General features: G+C 58.7%; 22 protein-coding genes. All 22 read right to left on the bottom strand.

All coding sequences use genetic code 11. The annotated features are described in order from the left end of the window. Positions 1-68 precede the first annotated feature (68 nt). On the bottom strand, positions 69-962 hold the full coding sequence (locus SHM7688_RS07370) for a bifunctional 5,10-methylenetetrahydrofolate dehydrogenase/5,10-methenyltetrahydrofolate cyclohydrolase (protein WP_058239295.1): 894 nt from the start codon (positions 960-962) through the stop codon (positions 69-71). Between the two features lie 16 nt (positions 963-978). After that, entirely contained in the window at positions 979-1,275 is a 297-nt protein-coding gene (locus tag SHM7688_RS07365) for a chorismate mutase (protein WP_058239294.1), read from the bottom strand. 59 nt (positions 1,276-1,334) lie between these two features. After that, positions 1,335-3,011, bottom strand: a complete 1,677-nt coding sequence (locus SHM7688_RS07360) for a formate--tetrahydrofolate ligase (RefSeq protein ID WP_058239293.1) — start codon at positions 3,009-3,011, stop codon at positions 1,335-1,337. 174 nt (positions 3,012-3,185) lie between these two features. Then, a complete protein-coding gene (locus SHM7688_RS07355) occupies positions 3,186-3,785 on the bottom strand; it encodes an MOSC domain-containing protein (protein ID WP_058239292.1) in 600 nt (199 codons plus the stop codon). Between the two features lie 158 nt (positions 3,786-3,943). Beyond that, positions 3,944-5,863, bottom strand: coding sequence for an ATP-dependent zinc metalloprotease FtsH (ftsH, locus tag SHM7688_RS07350; protein WP_058239291.1), 1,920 nt, complete (start codon positions 5,861-5,863; stop codon positions 3,944-3,946). Positions 5,864-5,993: 130 nt separating this feature from the next. After that, the gene (gene tilS, locus SHM7688_RS07345) at positions 5,994-7,202 is read right to left on the bottom strand and encodes a tRNA lysidine(34) synthetase TilS (protein WP_083498980.1); all 1,209 of its coding nucleotides are present in this window, start codon (positions 7,200-7,202) and stop codon (positions 5,994-5,996) included. Then, positions 7,193-8,035: a tetratricopeptide repeat protein gene (locus SHM7688_RS07340; RefSeq protein ID WP_058239290.1), complete on the bottom strand. Its 843-nt coding sequence runs from the start codon at positions 8,033-8,035 to the stop codon at positions 7,193-7,195. The genes tilS and SHM7688_RS07340 overlap by 10 nt, the downstream gene beginning before the upstream one ends. Before the next feature lie 6 nt (positions 8,036-8,041). Next, on the bottom strand, positions 8,042-8,554 hold the full coding sequence (gene pal / locus SHM7688_RS07335) for a peptidoglycan-associated lipoprotein Pal (RefSeq protein WP_058239289.1): 513 nt from the start codon (positions 8,552-8,554) through the stop codon (positions 8,042-8,044). Positions 8,555-8,672: 118 nt separating this feature from the next. Further along, complete coding sequence (gene tolB, locus SHM7688_RS07330) at positions 8,673-9,971, bottom strand: Tol-Pal system beta propeller repeat protein TolB (RefSeq protein WP_223229281.1); 1,299 nt, start codon at positions 9,969-9,971, stop codon at positions 8,673-8,675. Positions 9,972-9,994: 23 nt separating this feature from the next. Beyond that, the gene (tolA, locus tag SHM7688_RS07325) at positions 9,995-11,092 is read right to left on the bottom strand and encodes a cell envelope integrity protein TolA (protein WP_058239287.1); all 1,098 of its coding nucleotides are present in this window, start codon (positions 11,090-11,092) and stop codon (positions 9,995-9,997) included. 9 nt (positions 11,093-11,101) lie between these two features. Further along, the gene (tolR, locus tag SHM7688_RS07320; protein ID WP_058239286.1) at positions 11,102-11,587 is read right to left on the bottom strand and encodes a protein TolR; all 486 of its coding nucleotides are present in this window, start codon (positions 11,585-11,587) and stop codon (positions 11,102-11,104) included. A gap of 3 nt (positions 11,588-11,590) precedes the next feature. Then, entirely contained in the window at positions 11,591-12,268 is a 678-nt protein-coding gene (gene tolQ / locus SHM7688_RS07315; RefSeq protein WP_058239285.1) for a protein TolQ, read from the bottom strand. A 111-nt stretch (positions 12,269-12,379) separates the two neighbouring features. Continuing rightward, a complete protein-coding gene (gene ybgC / locus SHM7688_RS07310) occupies positions 12,380-12,766 on the bottom strand; it encodes a tol-pal system-associated acyl-CoA thioesterase (protein ID WP_058239284.1) in 387 nt (128 codons plus the stop codon). A gap of 80 nt (positions 12,767-12,846) precedes the next feature. Then, entirely contained in the window at positions 12,847-13,485 is a 639-nt protein-coding gene (locus SHM7688_RS07305) for a hypothetical protein (protein ID WP_083498981.1), read from the bottom strand. A gap of 200 nt (positions 13,486-13,685) precedes the next feature. Further along, positions 13,686-14,615, bottom strand: a complete 930-nt coding sequence (locus tag SHM7688_RS07300) for a carbohydrate kinase family protein (RefSeq protein WP_058239283.1) — start codon at positions 14,613-14,615, stop codon at positions 13,686-13,688. A gap of 6 nt (positions 14,616-14,621) precedes the next feature. Beyond that, complete coding sequence (locus tag SHM7688_RS07295; RefSeq protein ID WP_058239282.1) at positions 14,622-15,308, bottom strand: D-lyxose/D-mannose family sugar isomerase; 687 nt, start codon at positions 15,306-15,308, stop codon at positions 14,622-14,624. Between the two features lie 146 nt (positions 15,309-15,454). Next, positions 15,455-16,174: an SDR family oxidoreductase gene (locus SHM7688_RS07290; protein WP_058239281.1), complete on the bottom strand. Its 720-nt coding sequence runs from the start codon at positions 16,172-16,174 to the stop codon at positions 15,455-15,457. Positions 16,175-16,255: 81 nt separating this feature from the next. Further along, the gene (locus SHM7688_RS07285) at positions 16,256-17,497 is read right to left on the bottom strand and encodes a glycerate kinase type-2 family protein (protein WP_223229282.1); all 1,242 of its coding nucleotides are present in this window, start codon (positions 17,495-17,497) and stop codon (positions 16,256-16,258) included. A 14-nt stretch (positions 17,498-17,511) separates the two neighbouring features. After that, complete coding sequence (locus tag SHM7688_RS07280) at positions 17,512-18,519, bottom strand: LacI family DNA-binding transcriptional regulator (RefSeq protein ID WP_058239279.1); 1,008 nt, start codon at positions 18,517-18,519, stop codon at positions 17,512-17,514. Between the two features lie 12 nt (positions 18,520-18,531). Continuing rightward, on the bottom strand, positions 18,532-19,692 hold the full coding sequence (locus tag SHM7688_RS07275; RefSeq protein WP_058239278.1) for a dihydrodipicolinate synthase family protein: 1,161 nt from the start codon (positions 19,690-19,692) through the stop codon (positions 18,532-18,534). Positions 19,693-19,718: 26 nt separating this feature from the next. Then, a complete protein-coding gene (locus tag SHM7688_RS07270; protein ID WP_058239277.1) occupies positions 19,719-20,027 on the bottom strand; it encodes a Dabb family protein in 309 nt (102 codons plus the stop codon). Continuing rightward, a complete protein-coding gene (locus tag SHM7688_RS07265; protein ID WP_058239276.1) occupies positions 20,024-21,616 on the bottom strand; it encodes a GMC family oxidoreductase in 1,593 nt (530 codons plus the stop codon). Before SHM7688_RS07265 ends, SHM7688_RS07270 begins: the two co-directional genes overlap by 4 nt. Between the last annotated feature and the right edge of the window lies 1 nt (position 21,617).

Here is a 21,617-nt window from a genome sequence, read left to right as displayed (position 1 = left end):
CTTTTTCACGCACGGTTGCAGCAAAGGCTTTCCCGTCGATAATTTGTGCTGTCATCCGATTGTCTCCCTCAAACCTCGGTCCGGGCATAGGCATCCCGGTAGTGTTCCATCTGCATCCGTGTTGCCATCACGGCATTCTTCATCAATGTGGCCACCGTCACAGGCCCCACACCACCCGGCACAGGGGTGATCCAACCGGCCACCTCGGCACAGCTGTCAAAATCCGCATCGCCAACCGTACGCGCGCCCTCTGGTGTCTCCACACGGTTGATCCCAATGTCGATCACAGCAGCCCCCGGCTTGATCATGTCGCCAGTCACCAGCCCCGGTTTGCCCACCGCGACAAAAACCGCATCTGCGGCCCGGCTGTGCATGGCGACCGAGCGGGTCATGTGGTGACACACGGTCACCGTCGCGCCCAGCCCCATCATCAAGAAGGCGATGGGCTTGCCCACGATTTCGCTGTGACCAATCACGGTGACGTTCAAACCTTCCATCTGCAAAGGCAGGGTCTTGAGGATCTCCACCGCGGCCACGGCCGTACAGGGGCCAAGCGCCAGATCGTTATAGACAATATTGCCGATGGTGGCCGGGTGCATGCCTTCCACATCCTTGAGAGGATGTACGGCCTTTTGCAGCACTTTCACCGGAATATGATCCGGCAGAGGCCGCTGAATGATGATCCCGTTCACACGCGGATCGCCGTTCAACCCCTGCAGGATGCCGATCAACTGTTCCAGCGAGGTTTCATTGGGATAGCTGCGCGCCTCAAATTCTACACCGGCGTTTTCCGCCTGTTTTTGTTGGTTGCGCACATAGAGTTCTGCAGCGGCTGTGTCGCCAACAGAAATAGACACCAGCTTGGGCGCCCATCCTTCTTTGGTCAGAAGCTCCGCTTCGGCACGAACCTCCGCTCGCATCTCCGCAGCAATTGCTTTGCCATCAATTAGGCCTGCCCGCATATTTGTGTCCACTACACTATTCAAAGTCGATTATTTGTGCTTCCCGGGCAATGGACCAATCGATGAGTTGTCGCCACAGTGTCTCGATCAAATCTGCATCGAGCGCCACCTCGTCCGCATTTTGCCGGACCTTGGTCACCACATCCTCAACCCGCTCCGGGATAGAGGCAGGAAGTCCAACCTCTTGTTTGATGTCTATTGCCCGGTCGATGTAGGTCGCCCGCTTGGCAAGCAGCTGGACCAACTCGCGGTCCAGCAAATCAATTTGATCTCTCAGGGTCTGCATATCAGGGCAATCAGCGGGGCTCAGCATGTCATCCTCTCGCAAGTTATGAACATGCCCTACCCCGCCAAAGCCCGGATCGCAATGCGTCAGAACAAACCTTCGATCAGACCTTCGTCATTCAGACGAATGCTCTCTGCCGCAGGGGTGCGTGGCAGACCTGGCATGGTCATGATTTCACCGCAGACAACCACGATAAAGCCAGCACCGGCGGACAGGCGCACCTCACGCACAGGCACGGAGTGGCCTGTTGGCGCGCCGCGCAGCGATGGGTCGGTGGAGAAGGAATACTGTGTCTTCGCCATGCAGACCGGCAGGTTACCATAGCCCGCAGCTTCCCATTCTTTCAACTGATTGCGGATCTTGTTGTCTGCCAGAACTTCGTCAGCACGATAGATGCGCTTGGCAACGGTTTCGATCTTCTCAAACAGAGGCATATCGTCTGGATAGATCGGTGCAAAGTTGGCGGAGCCACCTTCAACGATTTCCACAACTTTCTCTGCCAGAGGCGCGGAACCTTCAGAGCCCAGCTCCCAGTGGCGGGACAAAACCGCTTCAACACCGTGCTCTGCACAGTAGTCTTTCACAGCCTGAACTTCTGCGTCGGTGTCAGTCACGAAGTGGTTGATGCCCACAACAACCGGCACACCAAAGGACTTCACGTTTTCAATGTGACGGCCAAGGTTTGCACAGCCGTTTACCACTGCATCCACGTTTTCTGCGCCCAGATCCGCTTTCGCAACGCCACCGTTCATCTTCATGGCACGCACAGTTGCCACCAGCACCACTGCGGAGGGTGCGATGCCAGCTTTACGGCACTTGATGTTCATGAACTTTTCGGCGCCGAGGTCAGCACCAAAGCCTGCTTCGGTCACAACGTAGTCCGCCACTTTCAGCGCGGTTTTGGTTGCGATCACAGAGTTACAGCCGTGCGCGATGTTGGCAAATGGGCCGCCGTGCACGAAAGCCGGGTTGTTTTCCAGAGTCTGCACGAGGTTCGGCTGCATCGCGTCTTTCAGCAGAACGGTCATTGCGCCCTCTGCTTTGATGTCGCGGCAGTAAACCGGGGTCTTGTCGCGGCGGTAAGCCACAATGATGTCACCCAAACGCTTTTCCAGATCTTCCAGATCGTTGGCCAGACACAGGATCGCCATCACTTCGGAGGCCACGGTGATATCAAAGCCGGTTTCACGTGGGAAGCCGTTGGACACGCCACCAAGGGAAGCTGTGATCTGACGCAGGGCGCGGTCGTTCATGTCGACCACACGACGCCATGCAACGCGGCGGATGTCGATTTCCTGCTCGTTGCCCCAGTAGATGTGGTTGTCGATCATCGCCGACAGCAGCGAGTGTGCAGAGGTGATCGCGTGGAAGTCACCTGTGAAGTGCAGGTTCATTTCTTCCATAGGCACAACCTGTGCCATGCCGCCGCCCGCTGCGCCGCCCTTCATGCCGAAGTTTGGACCCAGCGATGCTTCGCGGATACAGATCATGGCGTTTTTGCCGATCTTGTTCAGGCCGTCACCCAGACCAACAGTGGTCGTGGTCTTCCCCTCACCCGCAGGGGTTGGGTTGATGGCAGTCACAAGAATCAGTTTGCCATCTTCTTTGTCTTGAACGGAGTTGATGAACTCCTGGCTCACTTTGGCTTTGTCGTGGCCATAAGGCAGCAGGTCATCCGTGCTGATACCCAACTTTGCACCAATTTCCTGAATCGGTTTTTTGTTGGCCTCACGGGCGATTTCGATGTCGGTTTTGAAGGTCATGGCGGTCCCTGTCAGGTAATAGTTGACGCTCTGTCATCCTGTTGTAGCGCTGACAGAAGAACCGGCGAGATGCATTTCCGACATTTCCGACGCTTCTTGCGTCGGCATATGCAGCCGTAGTTTCGTTTTGGAAACGCAACGTCACAATCCGCATCAAAACCAATGACGGTGCTTCTACCGCGAGCGCACCGATTCCATATGGGCCCAACGCGGCTGATCCGGAATGAACAGCCGCATGCAGTCGCCCACCGACAAACGCCCCGCACATTCCACCCAAGCCGTCACGCCACGCCGGCCTTTGGCTGCGGATTTGAACTTATGACCAAGCCCGGGATAGGTCTCTTCAATCACGCGCCCGGGGAATTCACAGGGCCGATTTTCCATATCTATCGTTATCGTCGCACCACTCGGTCCCTGCAGCCTGGAGTTCGGCGGCACATGTGTCAGATCCGGAAGGCCCCTCACAACAATAGAGGCGCCGAGCATTGCGGGATCAACTTGATCAACGCCCATGATTTCCGCGATCTGATCAAGTTCCTCTTGAGACACGACTGAAAGCTGCCGCACGTTCATGATTTCCGTGCCTCTTTCATACAGCGCCTTCACCCGGACACAGGATTGACGGGTCACACCAGAATGAAACTCCAGCACATCACCGCCAAATGTCAGATCCAGTCCCTCGACTGCATCCGCACTCAAGTTGTGATCAGAGTTTGCCACCCGTCCAAGCCAGACCACCTCGGCGGCGTAGGATGTGGGTTTTAACGCGGGCATTTTTTAAGATCCTTAATTAAATTCTCTAAAACCCTAAAAGCTCAAAACAACTCAGGCAATAAATTTGAGTCCCATAGCGGCGTAATTTCAGAACAACCCAAAAAGAAAAGCCCCGAAGCGCTCACACGCTCCGGGGCTTTTATACATCTCATTTAGCATCAGGCTGTCGGCTCAGGCTCCATACCACCGTCGCCGCTGGGTTTGCTGCGCGGCTTGGTTTTGGGGATGGCCGTTACGCTTGGGGCATTGCCCTCATCCGCACCACCATCACTGTCATCGCCCGCGTGGGGAGGATCTCCGTCCATCACGCGTTTGATTTCATCACCGGTCAGGGTCTCATACTCAAGCAGCCCCTGCGCCAAACGCTCCCATTCTTCATTATAGTCAGTCAGAAGTTTGTGCGCCTGATCATAGCCGTCCTGAATGAGGCGTTTCACCTCTTCTTCAATCAGCTCCTTGGTATGGGCCGATACAGAGAAACCACCGGTGTTGCCCTGATAACCTTCATGGGCTTCCGCATAGTCGATATTGCCAACTTTGTCTGACATGCCCCAGCGCATCACCATCGCACGCGCCAGTTGGCTGGCCTGCTGAATGTCACCGGCCGGGCCGTTGGACACATGATCATCACCGTATTTGATGATTTCTGCGGCCTTACCTGCCATCGTCATCGCCAGCTTCTGCTCACATTCCGACTTGTGCCAGTTCAGACGGTCCATCTCTGGCAGAGAAACGACCATCCCCAATGCGCCGCCGCGCGGAATGATGGTTGCCTTATAAACCGGGTCACATTCAGGAAGCTTCAAGCCAACCAAAGCGTGGCCCGCTTCGTGATAGGCGGTTTTCTCTTTCTGATCCTGCGTCAGCACCATCGAGCGGCGCTCCGCGCCCATCATCACCTTATCTTTGGCGGATTCAAAATCCTCCATGGTGACAAAACGACGGCCCACACGCGCCGCCATCAGCGCGGCTTCGTTCACGAGGTTGGCCAGATCCGCACCAGAGAAGCCCGGTGTCCCACGCGCAATAATGCGCAGGTCTACGTCAGGGCCCAGCGGGGTCTTGCGCGCATGCACGCCCAAGATCTTCTCACGACCTTTGATGTCCGGGTTGCCCACGGTCACGTTGCGGTCAAACCGGCCCGGACGCAGCAGCGCAGGGTCAAGCACGTCGCGACGGTTGGTAGCCGCGAGGATGATCACACCTTCATTGGCCTCAAAACCGTCCATCTCCACCAGCAACTGGTTGAGGGTCTGCTCACGTTCGTCGTTGCCACCGCCATAACCGGCACCCCGGTGACGACCGACCGCATCAATCTCGTCGATAAACACAATACAAGGCGCGTTTTTCTTCGCCTGTTCAAACATGTCGCGCACGCGACTCGCACCCACACCAACAAACATCTCAACGAAGTCAGACCCGGAGATGGTGAAGAACGGCACGCCAGCCTCACCGGCAATCGCCCGCGCCAGAAGGGTTTTACCCGTGCCGGGAGGGCCGACAAGCAGCGCGCCTTTCGGGATTTTGCCGCCGAGGCGGGAAAACTTCTGAGGGTTGCGCAGGAATTCCACGATCTCTTCGAGTTCTTCCTTGGCCTCATCAATGCCTGCAACGTCGTCGAAGGTCACGCGGCCATGTTTTTCGGTCAGCATCTTGGCCTTGGACTTGCCAAAGCCCATTGCGCCGCCCTTGCCACCGCCCTGCATGCGATTCATGAAATAAACCCAAACGCCGATCAAAAGCAGGAAAGGCAACAGGCTGATCAGGAAGGCTTGAAAACCGTTGGTCTCTTGGCTCTCCGCCCGCACATTGATACCGCGATCCGTCAGCAGTTTCGTCACTTCAGCATCCGCTGGCAGAATGGTTGTATTGGCCGTGCCGTCCTGCGTTTCATAACGCAGTTTCTCACCGTCAATGACCACATTCTGAACTTGGCCAGCTTCCACCGACGCAACAAAGTCGGAATAGCTGGCGTCACGGCTTTGCAGAGACGATCCATCCCCGCTGAACAGATTGAACAGAGCTAGGATCAGCAAAAACAGCACGACCCAAAAAGCTACATTTCTTGCATTGCCCAAGGCAAGTCTCCCTCTCAGAACGCCTGTGACCTATCACGTAGGCGCAAACAGTTAAATAGAGATCGCTGACGCGTAATCAATGCGGTATTTGGCATTCTCTCTTGCAAGCTGTGACAAATGCCACGGATTTTCAGACCAAGCTTACTTTCCACCCATTTTTCAGCCCCGCCAGAGGGGCGGCAATCAAAGTGTCTCCACACCAGACCGCAGGCGAGGACAGCAAGCTTTGACGCGGTAGGCCAGGACTTGGCGGCGCTTCCATTTGGCGCAGCCCCTGCGCGGACAGCGCGCCAATATGCAGGCCTTCCACATCCGCACCCTCAGGCGGCTGTATCTGCCATCTGCCATCCCATATCTCTGTTACGCAGCAGCGTAGGTTTTGGATGGCCGCCCACTCCCGCGTAATGCGGAGTCCTGTCGGAGCGGGCAGGATCAAACAGCCATGCAACGACATAGGCCGCTCCGCCTGCATCGCGGCTTGCACCGCACGAAACCGGGGCCGGTATGCCGCACCGGACACCTTTGAAAGACTCTCTGCCAGCAACCGGGTCAGAAGCGCAGCTGGCAGAGTATCTGCGATGGCGCGCCGCAAAATTACGTCCCCCGCATCATGGGTCACACAGGTGTCTCGCGCCATGATCAACGCCCAACCCGCAACCTCTTTTTCACGCGCCATATGGTCTGCGGTCTGCACCAATCGATCCACTGTCAGCCCGAGCGTTCCAAGCGTGCTTAACATCTGCCGCGCCTTCACACGATCAAAGCGAGGGTCTTCATTGCTGGGATCATCGGCCCATGTGATGTACTGCTCGCGAAGATATACACGCAGGCTCTCCCGCCCGACCTCCAGCAGAGGGCGCACCCATGTGATCCCCGCCTGCTCATAGCGCGGCGCCATTGCCGCCAGACCATCAACACCCGACCCGCGCGCCAGACGCATCAAGAAAGTTTCCGCCTGATCGTCTTTTGTATGCCCCAAGGCGACGCAGCAAATGCCCTGCTCTTTGGCCCACTGAGCAATGGCTATGCGGCGCCCGTCTCTCGCGGCCTGTTGGAGATTGCCAACACCGTCCCAGGCCCATGTCAGACTGTCGTGGGACAGACCATGATCCGCCGCATAGGCCGCCACAAGGGCCAGCTCTTCTGCCGCCTCTGCCCGCAGGCCATGGTTGACGCTCACCACCTTCAGATGCGCGCCGCCCCAGCGTCGCAACATATCAAGCAATGCCAGAGAATCGCCCCCGCCGCTCACGGCCACGCCCAGCACATCGGGAGGATTCGCGCCAAAAATGTGGTCTAGCGCATGCTGTAACGCCTCTTCAGGCGGACTTAGGAACACTGCAGACTGGCCATTTCCGTCTGTGCTTCCGTCACAAATGCCCCACCTGGAAAGCGCACACCAACTTCGTTGAGTGTCACGCAGGCTTCATTGACCTGTCCCAGAACGCCAAGCGACTTGCCAAGACGGTACAGCGATTCAGGCGCTGTGCCTGCTAGCGGAGCCCCTGAGTAAGCCTCCAGAAACGCACGGGCCGCACCTGTCATATCCGCCTGCCCCTCAAGGGCCTGACCACGCCGCAGATGCGCCTCCGCCTCAAGCGGGCTACCGGGATAGGTTTGCACAAATGTGGCAAATTGATCTGCCGCTGCGCCAAATTCCCCTTCATCCAGCGCGGTCATGGCACGGCCAAAATCGGTCTCCTCGCCCACAGCAAGCTCGGCAGGCGCACCGTCACCGGAGCCGTCATCCGTTGCCCCATCCGCCAGCGAGGGCACCGCGGCTACATCGCCGCCCAGCGTGGTCGTTTCCGCCAGCTGGCTCAGGTCGCCGCCCTCCAGCTCAACAAGACGGAACTCAAGATCGCCGATCCGATTGGTGCCATCCTCTACAATGCGCTCCACCCGATACTGAAGCTGTTCGGTTTTCCCTGTGAGCACCTGAAGCTGCTTTTCGATCACATCGACCCGTTCCAGCGTCGTGGCCCCGGCCACCGCTGTGCCCGGCGCCCCTGTCGTGGACAACTCACGCTTCAGCTTTTGAATTTCCACATAGAGAACAGAAAGTTGCTGGCGCACATCTGCCAGTGTTTCCTCGCGCGTCTGCGCCTGCCCCATGATCGGAGCCATCACCAGCGCCAAAGCGCTCAGACCTGCAAAAACCTGCGCCCGCATTTTCTCTTATCCCGTCACATTGGCTGTCAACACCGTCACCGCCCTGCGGTTCTCGGCATAACAGCTCTCCTCAGAGCACACCTCAAGTGGCCGCTCTTTACCAAAGCTCACCGTGCGAATGCGATTGCCTGCAACACCCTGCGCAATCAACAGCTCCTGCACCGCGCTGGCACGGCGTGCGCCAAGCGCAAGGTTGTATTCGCGGGTGCCCTGTTCATCGGCATGGCCTTCGATCACAGCGATGTAATCCGTATTGGCGAGCAACCAATTGGCCTGCGCCAAAACCACAAGACGGCCCTCTTCACTCAGCGTGGATTGATCCACGGCAAAGAGCACCCGATCACCAACCGCTTCCTGAAAATACGCAATGGAACTCGGATCCGCACTGCTGCCCAGCCCCTCGCTGCCACTATTGGTGCCAGAGCCATAGCTGCTATCTGTGCCAAAACGATCTGCATCCGTACAGGCGCCAAGCGCCACCGCACAGCTCAGAACTGCCGCTGTTGTCCATTTCTTCATGAAATTGCCTCGCCTCTCAAACCGACTGTCTTTTTGACGTCCTTGTGCCTGTTGGGGCTCCTTTTATCACAGGAGCCCCAACAAGAAAACTTTGCCTTCCCTGACCTGCAGATCAGCATCACTGAAGCGGAGACCAACTCGGGTCTGAGCCACCACCAGAGATTTTCACAGGTTTCAGATTGCGCCCGGATACATCCACGGAATAAAGCGTGGCCGCCCCGCCCGCGCCGCGCGTTTCTCGCGTGAACATGATCACCCGCCCATTGGGCGACCATGTCGGCCCCTCATCAAGGAAGGAGGCCGTCAACAGCCGCTCTTCGCTGCCATCAGTGCGCATCACGCCAATGTGGAATCGCCCATTATGTTGTTTTGTAAAGGCAATCAGATCCCCCCGCGGACTCCAGACCGGCGTGCCATAGCGCCCTTTGCCAAAGCTGATCCGCGTCGCCTCTCCGCCCGCAGCGTTCATGATATAGAGCTGCTGCGTGCCGGAGCGATCGCTCTCAAACACAATCTTGCTGCCATCCGGGCTGTAGCTTGGCGCGGTTTCAATCGACGGTGTCGAGGTCAGACGCTGCCGTCGCCCACTGCCAATATCCATCTGATAAAGATCCGTATTGCCCGCCTCTGTCACCGACATCACAACACTTTTACCATCCGGCGAGAACCGTGGCGCAAAACTCATGGTGCCACTTTCATTGGACAGAACCTTACGCCGCACCGATCCCACATCCAGCACATAGACCTGCGGAAAGCCCGTTTCATAACTCGTGTAAAGCACCCGGTCCCCGGTTGGGGAGAACCGCGGCGCAAGCACAATGGCGCTGCTGTCGGTCAGATACTGCAAATTGGCCCCATCATAATCCATCACGGCAAGCCGTTTTTTGCGGTCGTTCTTGGGGCCGGTTTCCGCCACATAGACAACGCGGCTGTCAAAATAGCCGCCCTCGCCCGTGATCCGCGAATAAACGGCATCTGCCACTTTATGGGCCATCCGACGCCAGCCATCGACCGTGCCTTTGAAGCGCAGCCCATTGCCCAGCTCTGTGCCTGCAAAAACGTCATAAACACGGAATTTCACTTCCAGCTCATTGCCACGCACCGCAACGCCACCGGTGATCAGAGCCTGCGCATTGATGGCTTTCCAGTCGGCATATTGTACCGGACTGCCAAAATTTGTGATCGAAGAGATATGCGCCTTGGCAGGTATCTCCCGAAACAGCCCCGTGCCGTTCAAATCTTCCGCAATCACCCGGCTGATATCCTTGGCGACCTGATTGGAGCCCTGCGTTTCGGCCACAAATTCCGGCACCGCATAGGGCAAAGGCTCAATCACCCCATCCGTGATCTCGATACGCAGAGGCGTATTTTGCGCCTGCGCAGGCGCAAGCCATGGGCCAAGCGTTAGGAGTGCCATGGTCAGGGTCACAAGAAGTCTGCTCATCTGCGCCTCATATTTTCTGGATTAAATGTTATCTCAACATCCCGCCAATGGTCATATTTTTCCACTGGAAGATCATAGCCTGTCTTCTGACAGCGCAAAACTGCTCGTCTGGCGGACTGAAAGGCGGTTTGCACAGCAGTGTCATCACCGCCCTGCGCGCTCAACAGCCGCACATCGCCCTGAACTTTGCCGTCCTGATCCAACGACACGCCCACCACAACGGTCACATCCGCCGCGCGCGATCCCACATCGACAATCCAGCACTGTTGCACGGCAACGCGCAGCCCGTCTTTCTCCCCCCGTGTGAGCGGCGGACCTGACGGCCCGCGCGGCGTCTCACTGGTTTGCGTCGTAGCCGCATTGGCCTCAGCCAAAGCCGCCGCGATGGCATCTTCTGTCGCCGCAGGGCTGGGCGTGGGGGTCACTTGTGTTGGGCGCAGACGCGGGCGCAACGATCGGCTGGGTGCCGCGCTGGCAACCTCGTCTTGCTTCGGTTCAGTTGCGATCTCTGCGGAGGCGGCCTCCGGCGCGGTTTCTTCCTGCGCCTCTTCGGTTGCGGGGCCCGCTTCATCCGGTGTGGTTGCCTCCTGCACCACATCCGCAATGGCCACATCCGGCTCCGGCGGCGCAACAGGCTCTGGCGCCACACGATCTGCGGGGCGCGTCACAGGCCGCACTGGTGTGTCAGGGATCACCACCGCGGACTCAACCTCTGGCGTTGGCAATTGCGGGGTTTCCTGCGCCACATCCTGCGGCGTCACCGGCACGGGCGGCGCAACCTCTACCGTTTCAGGTACCGTGTCAGGCACAACGGGTTCCGTTTCGGCCGGCGTCACCTGTTCTGGGGTCACATCGGGCTCCGATACCAGATCAGGGGCCACCGGCACCTCCTCTGGCGGGTTGGGCAAAGCCAACTCGGTGGCCGCATCCGGCGCGGCTTGCGCCTGCAGCAGCGCCTCAAAGTCTGCCGCCGAAATCACCGACACATCCGTCACCTCCATAGGAGGCGGATCGGAGCTGAAGAACCCGCCAAGCAGGACCCAGCCGATCAGACCGGTGTGGGCCGCGCCCGAGATATAATGGCCGATATGCACCCGCGCGCCCTAGTTTTCCGTTGTTGCCATGCCATCCAATGTTGGCCCGCCCACATCCGTCACAAGCCCCACATCAGAGAAACCACCTGCATTCAGCGCGCCCATCACCTGCACCACAGCCTCATAGGGGATGGCCCCATCCGCGCGCAAATACACCCGCTGGGAATCCCGCTCCGCCGCCACTGCGCGCAGCTTGGGCACCAGCTCATCGGCGGCCACTGGTGTGGTCATAATGGTGATGCCCAGCTCCGCATCAATGGTCACGGTCAAAGGCTCTTCTTGCTCTCCCGGCAAAGGGTTGGCCGCTGTTTTGGGCAATTCCACAGGCACACCCACCGTCAACAGCGGCGCCGCCACCATAAAGATGATCAGCAGCACCAACATCACATCCACAAAAGGCGTGACGTTGATCTCACTCATTGGGGGGCTGCTGCGACGATTGCGGCGACGGCGTTTGCCGCCTCCACCGCCCGATTTTATCACACCCGCGCCCATCTCTCAGGCGTCCAGCTGGCGGCTGAGAATGGTGGCAAATTCATCGGCAAAAGCCTCATAGCCTGCCACAATCCGATCACTGTCTGCACTGAGCTTGTTGTAAAAAATCACCGCCGGGATCGCGGCAAGCAGCCCCAGACCAGTGGCAAGCAGCGCCTCAGCAATCCCCGGTGCCACAACCGCAAGATTGGTGTTCTGCTGTGCCGCAATCTCGATAAAAGCGTTCATGATGCCCCAGACCGTGCCAAACAAGCCAACAAAAGGCGCTGTGGAGCCAACGGTCGCAAGGATCGGCAAGCCATTTTGAAGCTCATCTGCCTCCTTGGCGATGGCCACATCCATCGACCGGTCAATCCGGCTTGTGGCATTGGCAATCAACCCGCCATCCTGACGATGGCTGCGTTGCCACTCGACCATACCGGCGGCAAACACCCGTTCAGAGCGCCCACCGGGTTCAGGCCCAAGCTCTTCAAAAAGCTGATCCAGCGGCTCACCCGACCAGAACGCCCGATCAAACCGCGCCGCTTCGCGCCGGGCCTTGCGATACATGATCTGCTTCTGAACAATCACCGACCAAGACCAGAAGGATGCCACGATCAGCATCACCATCACCAGTTTTACGGTCAGAGTTGCGCGCGCAAAAAGCGCCCACATCGAAAAATCGACTGCTGCGTGTTCCATATTGCCTGCTCTGCTTTGCGGCCCTCTTATGGGGCCTTGTTTGAGAGCAAACCTAGCCGGTTTCTATAGAGAAAGCCAATAAATTGCCGCGGCTCGCGGAAATTTGCCCGCTCAATGCACCATTTGGCGGATATTTGCCGGCAAACGCACCGGTTGCCCCGCTTCATTCATGCAGACCACCGTAACCATGGCGTGGAACAACACCTCTTCGCCGCGCAGCACCCGCTGCTCCATCACCAGCCGGGCGGCGGTGACATTGGCCACTTCGGTTTCCACAATCAGCTCATCGTCCAAAACGGCCGAGCCAAGATAATCCGCCTCCACACGGCGGACCGCAAACACCACACCCTCAGCCTTCATTTCCAGCTGATCCATGCCAATCTCACGCACCCATTCGCTGCGCCCGCGCTCGATAAACTTCAGATAATTGGCATAATAAACAATGCCCGCCATGTCGGTGTCTTCATAATAGACGCGGATCGGCAGGGTATAGGTCATTGGGCTTTCTCCGGTAGATGAGGTTCAGGCTCTGCTGCCATGGGTAGGCAAGCGCTAGATCTTTTGCAACTGTGCCGCGCTCAGTTTCCGTCCTGATCCAGCCGCAACCGCGCAAACAGGCGCAACGCATGGCTCGCATCCGCCGCCGCTGGCGGCATCATCCGATCATAGGCCGCAGCGATCACCGCCGCAATTTCAGGCCGCAACACGGTCGCCCCACTGTCCGGCACGATGGCCAAAGGAGATGTATCAGCAAAGGCCTGCGGCCCCCAGGTCACAATCGTCTGCACCGCCTCACCCAGCGCCAAGGCCTCCGCCGGGATCTGTGCCATTTCCTTGTTCATGCGCAAAAACACAAAGGCCGCCTGAATGGCCCCCGCATTGTCAAACCGAAACGCGCGGTACTGTGTGGCATCCGCCGCTTTCAGACGCGCCACCAAAGGCGCGAGATCCGGGATCAAACGCTCCAGATCCGGCACCGCCAGCAATTCATCCCATTCACGGAAGAAAAACATCATCAGATTGCTGCCCAGCTCCGGATCCGTCTCCGCCATCTGATGCCCGACAAGGGTCACCACGGCCTCCAGCGCGCCTTTCACCGTGCGCAACGTGGCCTCTTCCACGCCAAAAACCACCGGCGCAATGGGCCGTCCCCACCGGGCAAACCCATAGCTGCCATCTGCACGAATAAAGAGCTTTTCAACGTCCTGCGGTGTCATACGCGCCTCCTGAAACACTGCGCGCTTCATGCCGCCCTTCTGACGCCAAGGCAAGCCTTTCACTGCCCGGCCCACCTCACCCTCCTACATCGCTTCTTCTGACGGAAAATACTCCGGGGGTATGGGGGCTGGCCCCCATTTTAAATACGCGTATGGGGGCTGGCCCCCATTTAAACCTGCGTATGGGGGCTGACCCCCAGCTATGCAAGCTCACGCGCCCAAGGCGGATTGGCCCCGGCCCGCGCCACGGTCACCGCCGCCACTTTGGCCCCAAACAACAGCGCGTCTCTCGCATTCTCAGGTGACAGACTGCTGATGCGGTCCTTGCGCAGGGCGCCCAGCTCAGACAACCGCGCCAAGACACCGCTGTTGAATGTGTCCCCGGCCCCTACCGTATCCACCACCGTTGCGGGCTGTGCGGGCACCGCGACCTGTTCACCGCTTGTCAGAAAGCCCTGCGCACCCTTTGAACCACAGGTCACGATCACAAAGGCGGGCCCTTTCTGGAGAAGTTTTTGCGCACGCGCCTCAAAGCCTGCAACATCCGGCATCAACCAGCTCAGATCCTCATCAGAGACTTTCACCACATCCGCCTGTGCAAACATCCGGTCCAAACGCGCACGATAGCGCGACACGTCACGGATAAATCCGGGGCGAATATTTGGGTCGATCATCACCACCCGGCGCGCCCCCTCACGTTGCAAAACATCAGCATAGGTATTGGCACAGGGCTCCACCGCAAGGCTAATGCCGCCAAAAAACAGCGCCTCAACCTCCTCGCCGATCGGTGCCACATCCGCAGATGCCATCATGCGTCCGGCAGTATTTTCATCATAAAACGTATAGCTGGCATGCCCATCCTCAAGCTGCACAAAAGCCATGGTTGTGGGGCGCGCAGAGCGCACCAACGCGCTGGTGTCCACATGACTTTCCCTCAGGTGTGTCTCAAGCCGTGCGCCAAACTGATCCGTCGAAACACCGCTGAGCAGACCAACCTGCGTGCCCAATCGCCCAAGCCCCACCGCCGTGTTGAACACCGCGCCCCCCACATGGGGCACAAAGCCCTCGCCCCCTGCAACAGTCGGTTCAGGGATCATATCAATCAGAGCTTCGCCACAACACAGGATCATCGCGCGTTACCCCAACCACTTGGTGTAATCACTGACCAGAAGATGCATCGGCGCCACGTCTTCTTCAATCTCGGCAAAACGCCCAATGGGCGCGCGGAAAACATTGTCAGTCTCATCATCATTGACGGTGGAGACTTCCCCGATCAGCACATCCCCGCCTTCTCCCCAAAAGGCATGCCAATCCCCCGGCATCAATGTCAGGCTCTCGCCGGGTGCAAACTTTAGCTTTTCTCCGGGTGCAAAACTGCGGGCGATGCCATCACACATCACCACACCGCCGCGATCTTCGGCAAAACTTCCCACATCATCGGAGCCATAAAGCTCAACCACCAAGGTCGCACCACCCCGATTGATGATATCCTCGGCCTTGATCACATGGGTGTGCATCGGCGAGAGCTGATCCTGACGTGAAATCAACAGCTTTTCCGCATAGCACATCCCCCCGCCCCGTTGCAGATCCGCCAGGCGTCCATTACGCAGAGTGAACAGAAACAGCCCCATTTCATCAAAACGGCCATCACCATAGTCCGTGATGTCCCAACCACAGCGCGCCTCAATCAGGGCTTTGGCCTGCGTTTTCTGCGCCACAAACATGTCAGGTGTCCAATAGGCAAAAGGCGGCAGTTTGAACCCGTAAGAGCGGATCATGTCATCCGCCGCCTGCATGATCTCATTGATGGTGGAACGCTTCATCTTATCCTCCCTGCGCGCCCCTGTCCTCCACAGAATAGGCGCCAGCAAATCTGTTGTTGTACCTCAACTCACGGCAGGTGCCGCAATCCAATCTGTGCCAGCACGCCGGTGTCTGCGCCAGCGTGCTGGCCCGCCCCAAAACATGCTCAGAACTGGCGTACGTCCGTGATGGTTTCTGCTCCAAACCCGGCGCTGAGAATATGCGCCGTGATCTTATCGGCTGTATCTTGTGCCTGCGCCAACGCACCGTCGTCTTTCATGGCCTTGAACTGGTCCAAAATGGAAAAATCTTCCTCCGACGTGGCGCGGATCGTGGCCTGCATACCCGTGTCAATCACACCCGGCGCAATGCTTTCAACCTTCAATGCCGCCACTTCGTCCTCCACCATCGCGCGCGCATGCATATCCAGCGCCGCTTTGGTGGCGCAATACACGCTCCAACCGGTATAGGCATTGCGCCCTGCTCCGCTGGAAATATGGGCCACCCGACGGTCCGCCGCCCCTTGAGTGGCAGCCACAAAGGCATTGGTCAACAACAAGGGCCCCGTGATGTTCACAGCAATCGCCCGCGCCACAAGACTGGCGTCCTGTCGGCCAATCGGTGCGATGGGCTCCACAATCCCTGCATTGTTGATCAATACGGCTTCCGTCGCACCCGCCAGAAACCGCGCGAAATCCTCCCCAGACGCAAACGCAGACACAGCTGCCTCATCTGCCAGATCAAGCGCCACTTCGCTCAGCTTGCCATGGGTCGTGCTAAGCGCGCTGCGCGACACGCCAAGCACATCAAACCCGGCATGGATCAGGCTCTGTACCAGCCCCGCGCCAAGCCCTTTGGAATGCCCCGTTACAATTGCCTTTTTCATGCCAATTCCCTCGCATGCAGCGAACACAGCCCTGCGCCGTATCTTCGCGCTCTTTATCAGATGCCGCAGCAGGCGACGCAATCATCCCGTGATCAAAATGGCCCGAAAGTCATTCACATTTGTCAGCGTCGGCCCTGGCACCACCTGCGCACCAATGCGTCCAAAGAAACCATGCGCATCGTTGATCGCAAGCGCGGCCTGCGCATCTGCATCCATTTTCTCCGCCTTGGCAAGCGTGTCCGGGCCAATGATCGCGCCGGCCACCTCGGCGGCCCCATCCACACCATCCGTGTCACAGGCAATCGCGTAAATCCCGGCCATGCCATTCAACGCCACGGCCAGCGCCAGCGCGAACTCGGCATTGGGTCCACCCACACCGTCACCACGCCGCGTCACCGTGAGCTCCCCGCCTGACAACAAAACCAAAGGTCCATCGGCGCTGTGTTTGCGCGCCAGATCAGCCTGCACTGCGGCCACATCGCGCGCCTCACCCTCCAACGCATCGTCCAGAATTTCCACCCGGCACCCGGCCTCTTCCGCCACACGCCGCGCCGCCTCAAGCGATTGGCGCGGCGAGGCAAAGAGAATGTTCTCCGTTGTGGACAGGCGGGCATCCCCCGGGGCCAAAACCCCGCCATGCGCTTGAGCAGCAGCGACGATATGTTCTGGCAACTGTACGCCATACTCTGCCAGCGCAGCCAAAGCACTCTGCAGATCGCGCGGTTCGCCCACCGTGGGGCCAGACCCGATCATGCCCGGTTCATCCCCCGGGACATCGGAGATCAGATAAGAAACCACTTTGGCCGGGTAAGCCGCCGCTGCCAATTGCCCGCCTTTGGCCTGGCACAGATGTTTGCGCAGCGCGTTCATAAGCGAAATCGGCGCACCTGAGGCGAGCAGATCCGCATTGACCTGCTGCAATTCTTCCAGCGTGACCCCGGGCACAGGCACGGTCAGCAGAGAAGAGGCGCCACCGGAAATCAGACAGATCACTGTGTCCTCGGCACTCAGCCCCTGCACCAGCGCAAGCATCTCAAGCGTCGCCGCCGCGCCTGCCGCATCCGGCACCGGGTGCGCCGCAGAGGCAATGCGGATCCCATCACAGGGCCGCTCGTAACCATAACGCGTGATCACCAGCCCCTCACAAGGCCCCCATGCACTTTCAAGCGCTTCGGCCATGCGGGCACTGGCCTTTCCAGCGCCAACAACCAACACACGGCCTTTGGGTTTCTCGCCCAAAACACCCGGAAGGGCCACCATAGGATCCGCCACGGCGACAGCCTGATCAAAAAGATTTCGCAGAAAACGCTCAGGATCTTGCATCATCGTCTCTCTCCTCAGAGGGTCCCGCTTGAGGCGCGCACCATCAATTCTACTGGGGTTCGCAGCTCGCGGGCCGGTGCCGGACCATTTTGCAGCCACTCCAGCAACTGCCCGCTGATGGTATTGGCGAACTCTGGAATTCGGCAACACACAGAGCTCAGCGATGGCGCACTGTGTTGGCATTCGGCGATGTCATCGACCCCCACAATGCGCAGCCTGTGCCCCACATCACGCCCCATGGCCACGCTGGCGCTCAACAGGCCCAGCGCAACAAGGTCGTTGAAACACACAACTCCATCCACCTCGGGATACTGCGACGCCAAAACCGCGGCCTGGTCCTGGCCAAACTGACGTGTCGCTGCACCGGTGAGCATGATAGGCTCCTGCCCCTGCTCCCGCATCAGCGCAAGATCCCCCGAGGCCCGCTCCTGCGTGACCGGCCGTCCCTCAAGCCCTCCGACGAAGGCAATGCGCCGACCCCCGCGCGCGCGCAGATGCGCCACCGCCAGTCGCCCCCCCTCTTTGTAATCCGGTGCCGCAAAGGGAAATTTGTCACCGCGCATATCGCCCTGTCGAAACACCTGCATCGCAGGCAAACCCGCGCGCGCAATCTCTTCAAAGGCCGCACCGCTGTCATCATAGGTCGGGCTGATGACAAAGCCTGATACCCCATGTTCGATCAGCGCCTTGATCATCTTGTGCTGCAGAACAGGATCTTCATTGGTGTTAGCGAGAACCGCAACATAATCCTGCTGCGACAGGCTTTCCTGCAAGCACGCTGCCAATTCGGAGAAAAACGGATTGCGCAGATCGTTGATCACAAGCCCAATCAAGCCCGTGGAGCCAGAGCGCAATTTGGCGGCAGACCGATTATACACATACCCGATCCGCGCCATCACATTTTGCACATGCTCACGGGTCTGCGACTTCACAAGGGCACTGCCCTGCAACACGAGGCTCACGGTGGATTTTGACACCCCGGCCTCACGTGCCACATCTTTGATTGTCGGTCTGCGTTCCATAGCGCCTAGGTGTCAGATACCATGCAATGAAAGCAAGGCCTTCATGCGGTTTTCGGCCAGTTCTGGCGCTGCCAGCAACCCGGCCGTATCTGCCAGCCTAAAGACTTCTGCATAATGGGTGATATCGCGGCTGGCTTGAAATCCTCCGGGCATGATGAAGTGGCTCTGTGATCCATTCAGCCAGGACAGGAAGGCAATCCCAGCCTTGTAAAACCGCGTCGGCGCCCGAAAAATCTCCCGCGAAAGCGGCACGGTTGGCGACAGCAGCGCATGGTAACGATCCGTTTCTCCCAATGCGAGCGCCTCAAGCGCTTGGCTGGCGGCGGGGGCAATGGCGGCAAAAATCCCCAACAGGGCATGGGAATACTGCTCTCCATTTCCCTCAATCAACGCCGCATAATTAAAATCATCCCCGGTATAAAGCCGCACGCCTTCAGGCAGGCGGGCCCGGAAAGCTTCTTCGTGGGCCTGATCCAACAGAGAAATCTTGATGCCATCCACCTGCGCCGGGTTCTCGGCAATCAGCTCCAGCACAAAATCACTGGCCTCGGCCACATTTGCACATCCCCAATATCCGGTCAGAGCCGGATCAAACATGTCCCCCAGCCAATGCAACACAACAGGCTCCGCAGCGCCATCAATCAAGCGGCGGTAGACCTGACGATAGATCGTCTTATCCGCGCCAATCGCCGGCAAGGCCCGCGTGGCCATCAGAATCAACTGCCCCCCGGCGGCCTCAATCACTTCGGCCTGATGTTCATAAGCGGCAATAATGGCCTCTGCTGAGGTCAGCTCTGAGGGATCAACATGATCCGTGCCAGCGCCACAGGCCACGCGTGGCGCCAGCGGATGTGCTTTGGCATCGACCATGGTCCGCTCGATCAGTTCGCGCGCCGTGTCCCAATCCACGCCCATGCCACGCTGTGCTGTATCCATGGCTTCTGCCAGTCCCAGCCCCTGATCCCAAAGCCCGTGACGGAAAGCCAGAGTGGCCTCCCAATCCACCGCCGGACGCCCGGTCCAGGGATCCCGTTCAGCCAGCGGATCTGACACCACATGGGCTGCGGCAAAAGCCGTGCGCGTCAGCGCCACCTTGGGCGCACGCGGCACCAGTGGGGTGCCGCTTAACGTATAGGATTCCAAACGCCCGTCTGCAGTTGGCAAAGTCAGCATGTCATCAATCCTCTCTGCAAAACCCGTTACGCCTCGATGTCCAACACCAGCACACCGTCAAGGCCGCCCTCCGCATGGGCGACGATCTCCGCCCCCCAGCGTTTGTGTTCGGCATCGGCGGAATAGGTCGCCAGATCGTCAAAGCTGTCAAAATCAATCGAAAAGCCGTGCATATAGCCGCGTTCGATCTTTTCCGGGCTGGTCGATCGCCCGCCATGAAACCCTGTTGCGCCCTCAAGACGCTCTGTCACCCGCGCCAGACCGGCGTAGATTTCCGTGATCGTCGCTTCAGAGACATCCGCCCGAAACCGTGTGAGAACAATATGTTTGATCATGCTGTAAGTCCCTGATCTTCTTTGATCATATCGGCGGCTTTCTCGCCGATCATGATCGATGGTGCATTGGTGTTGGAAGAGTTCACCGTCGGCATGATCGAGGCATCCGCAATCCGCAGCCCCTCAAGCCCGTTGAACCGCAGCCGGATGTCCACAACCGCGCCCGCATCTACCCCCATGCGACAGGTGCCCGCACAATGATGGCTGGTTTTGGAGTGCTGACAGATGAACGCGAAAGCCTCCTGCTCGGTCTGAACCGTCGGCCCCGGCAGGCGTTCTGCCAGAATATAAGGTTTGAGCGCATCCTGAGCGAGAATGTCACGCACAAGCTGCAAACCACGCAGGGACATCTCCCGGTCATAAGGATCTGCCAGATAATTCGGGTCGATCAGCGGGGCTTTCTTTGGGTCCGCCGATTGCAGCCGCACAGTGCCGCGCGAGCGGGGCCGCAGGAAGCAGGCGTTCAACGTCACGCCTCCATTGGGCATGGCCGCAACACCCGCCTCAATGCCAGTACCCAGCCCCAAATGCATCTGAATATCGGGGGAACGCGCGGTTTCATCAGCATACCAAAAGCCGCCGGTTTCAAACAGGCTGCTGGCGACCGGCCCCTTGCGCGCCAAAAGATATTGCAGCCCGGCAAGAGCGCTCATATGCAACTTGGCAAAACGATCATAGGTATGCGGGCCGCTCACCTCACATATGGCATATAGATCAAGGTGATCTTGCAGGTTCGCCCCGACATTGGGCTGATCCAGCTGCACGTCGATGCCCAGCGCGGCAAGCTGATCCGCAGGCCCAATGCCCGACAGCTGCAACAGGCGCGGCGATCCAATTGCGCCGGAGGACAAGACCACCTCCCGCGCCGCGCGCAGCTCTGTACCATCCATCAGATCCACACCAATCACGCGCCCATTCTCCAGCGCCAGACGCCGCACCTGCGCGCCCATACGCACCGTCAGGTTCTTGCGATCGCGATTTGGTGCCAGAAAGGCCATCGCTGCCGAAGACCGCCGCGCATTGCGTTGAGTGAGCTGGTAATAGCCAACACCATCCTGTTTTTCGCCATTCACATCCTTGGTGGCCGGAATGCCCAATTGGCCACCGGCGGCAATGAAGGCATCACAAATCGGCAAAGGTGCACTTGGCTGGCTCACGCCCAGCGGGCCACCCTTGCCATGATAGCGTCCCTCATAGGTGTCATTGTCCTCAGATTTGCGGAAATACGGCAGCACATCCTCATAGCTCCAGCCCTCACAGCCCATCTGGCGCCAATCGTCATAATCCTGCGCCGCACCTCGGGTGTAAATCTGCGCATTGATCGCCGAGCCACCGCCAATCACCTTGGCCTGCGTATAGGGAAACACCTTATTTTGCATGTGTTTCTGTGGCACTGTTGTCCAGCCCCAGCTGCCGATGCCCTTGGTCATCTTGGCAAAGCCCGCAGGCAGGTGGAAAAACGGATGACGATCACTGCCGCCCGCTTCCAACAGCAACACCGACACATCAGCCACCTCGCTCAGGCGCGACGCAATGACCGATCCGGCCGATCCGCCGCCCACGACGATAAAATCAAATTCCGTCTGCATA

Origin of the sequence: Shimia marina (assembly GCF_001458175.1) — a bacterium.
Lineage (GTDB): Bacteria > Pseudomonadota > Alphaproteobacteria > Rhodobacterales > Rhodobacteraceae > Shimia > Shimia marina.
This window is presented reverse-complemented; position numbering and strand designations above follow the sequence as displayed.

Coding starts and splice junctions, on each gene's coding strand:
- tolB (WP_223229281.1), bottom strand. CDS start 9,971: ATGGCACTCCTAACGCTTGGCCCATGGCTTGCGCCTGCGCAGGCGCAA.
- SHM7688_RS07275 (WP_058239278.1), bottom strand. CDS start 19,692: ATGCTGACTTTGCCAACTGCAGACGGGCGTTTGGAATCCTATACGTTA.
- SHM7688_RS07355 (WP_058239292.1), bottom strand. CDS start 3,785: ATGCCCGCGTTAAAACCCACATCCTACGCCGCCGAGGTGGTCTGGCTT.
- SHM7688_RS07295 (WP_058239282.1), bottom strand. CDS start 15,308: ATGAAGCGTTCCACCATCAATGAGATCATGCAGGCGGCGGATGACATG.
- SHM7688_RS07285 (WP_223229282.1), bottom strand. CDS start 17,497: ATGCAAGATCCTGAGCGTTTTCTGCGAAATCTTTTTGATCAGGCTGTC.
- SHM7688_RS07340 (WP_058239290.1), bottom strand. CDS start 8,035: ATGCGGGCGCAGGTTTTTGCAGGTCTGAGCGCTTTGGCGCTGGTGATG.
- pal (WP_058239289.1), bottom strand. CDS start 8,554: ATGAAGAAATGGACAACAGCGGCAGTTCTGAGCTGTGCGGTGGCGCTT.
- SHM7688_RS07305 (WP_083498981.1), bottom strand. CDS start 13,485: ATGACACCGCAGGACGTTGAAAAGCTCTTTATTCGTGCAGATGGCAGC.
- SHM7688_RS07365 (WP_058239294.1), bottom strand. CDS start 1,275: ATGCTGAGCCCCGCTGATTGCCCTGATATGCAGACCCTGAGAGATCAA.
- tolR (WP_058239286.1), bottom strand. CDS start 11,587: ATGGGCGCGGGTGTGATAAAATCGGGCGGTGGAGGCGGCAAACGCCGT.
- SHM7688_RS07280 (WP_058239279.1), bottom strand. CDS start 18,519: ATGGAACGCAGACCGACAATCAAAGATGTGGCACGTGAGGCCGGGGTG.
- SHM7688_RS07370 (WP_058239295.1), bottom strand. CDS start 962: ATGCGGGCAGGCCTAATTGATGGCAAAGCAATTGCTGCGGAGATGCGA.
- SHM7688_RS07290 (WP_058239281.1), bottom strand. CDS start 16,174: ATGAAAAAGGCAATTGTAACGGGGCATTCCAAAGGGCTTGGCGCGGGG.
- SHM7688_RS07300 (WP_058239283.1), bottom strand. CDS start 14,615: ATGATCCTGTGTTGTGGCGAAGCTCTGATTGATATGATCCCTGAACCG.
- SHM7688_RS07360 (WP_058239293.1), bottom strand. CDS start 3,011: ATGACCTTCAAAACCGACATCGAAATCGCCCGTGAGGCCAACAAAAAA.
- SHM7688_RS07265 (WP_058239276.1), bottom strand. CDS start 21,616: ATGCAGACGGAATTTGATTTTATCGTCGTGGGCGGCGGATCGGCCGGA.
- tolQ (WP_058239285.1), bottom strand. CDS start 12,268: ATGGAACACGCAGCAGTCGATTTTTCGATGTGGGCGCTTTTTGCGCGC.
- ybgC (WP_058239284.1), bottom strand. CDS start 12,766: ATGACCTATACCCTGCCGATCCGCGTCTATTATGAAGACACCGACATG.
- SHM7688_RS07270 (WP_058239277.1), bottom strand. CDS start 20,027: ATGATCAAACATATTGTTCTCACACGGTTTCGGGCGGATGTCTCTGAA.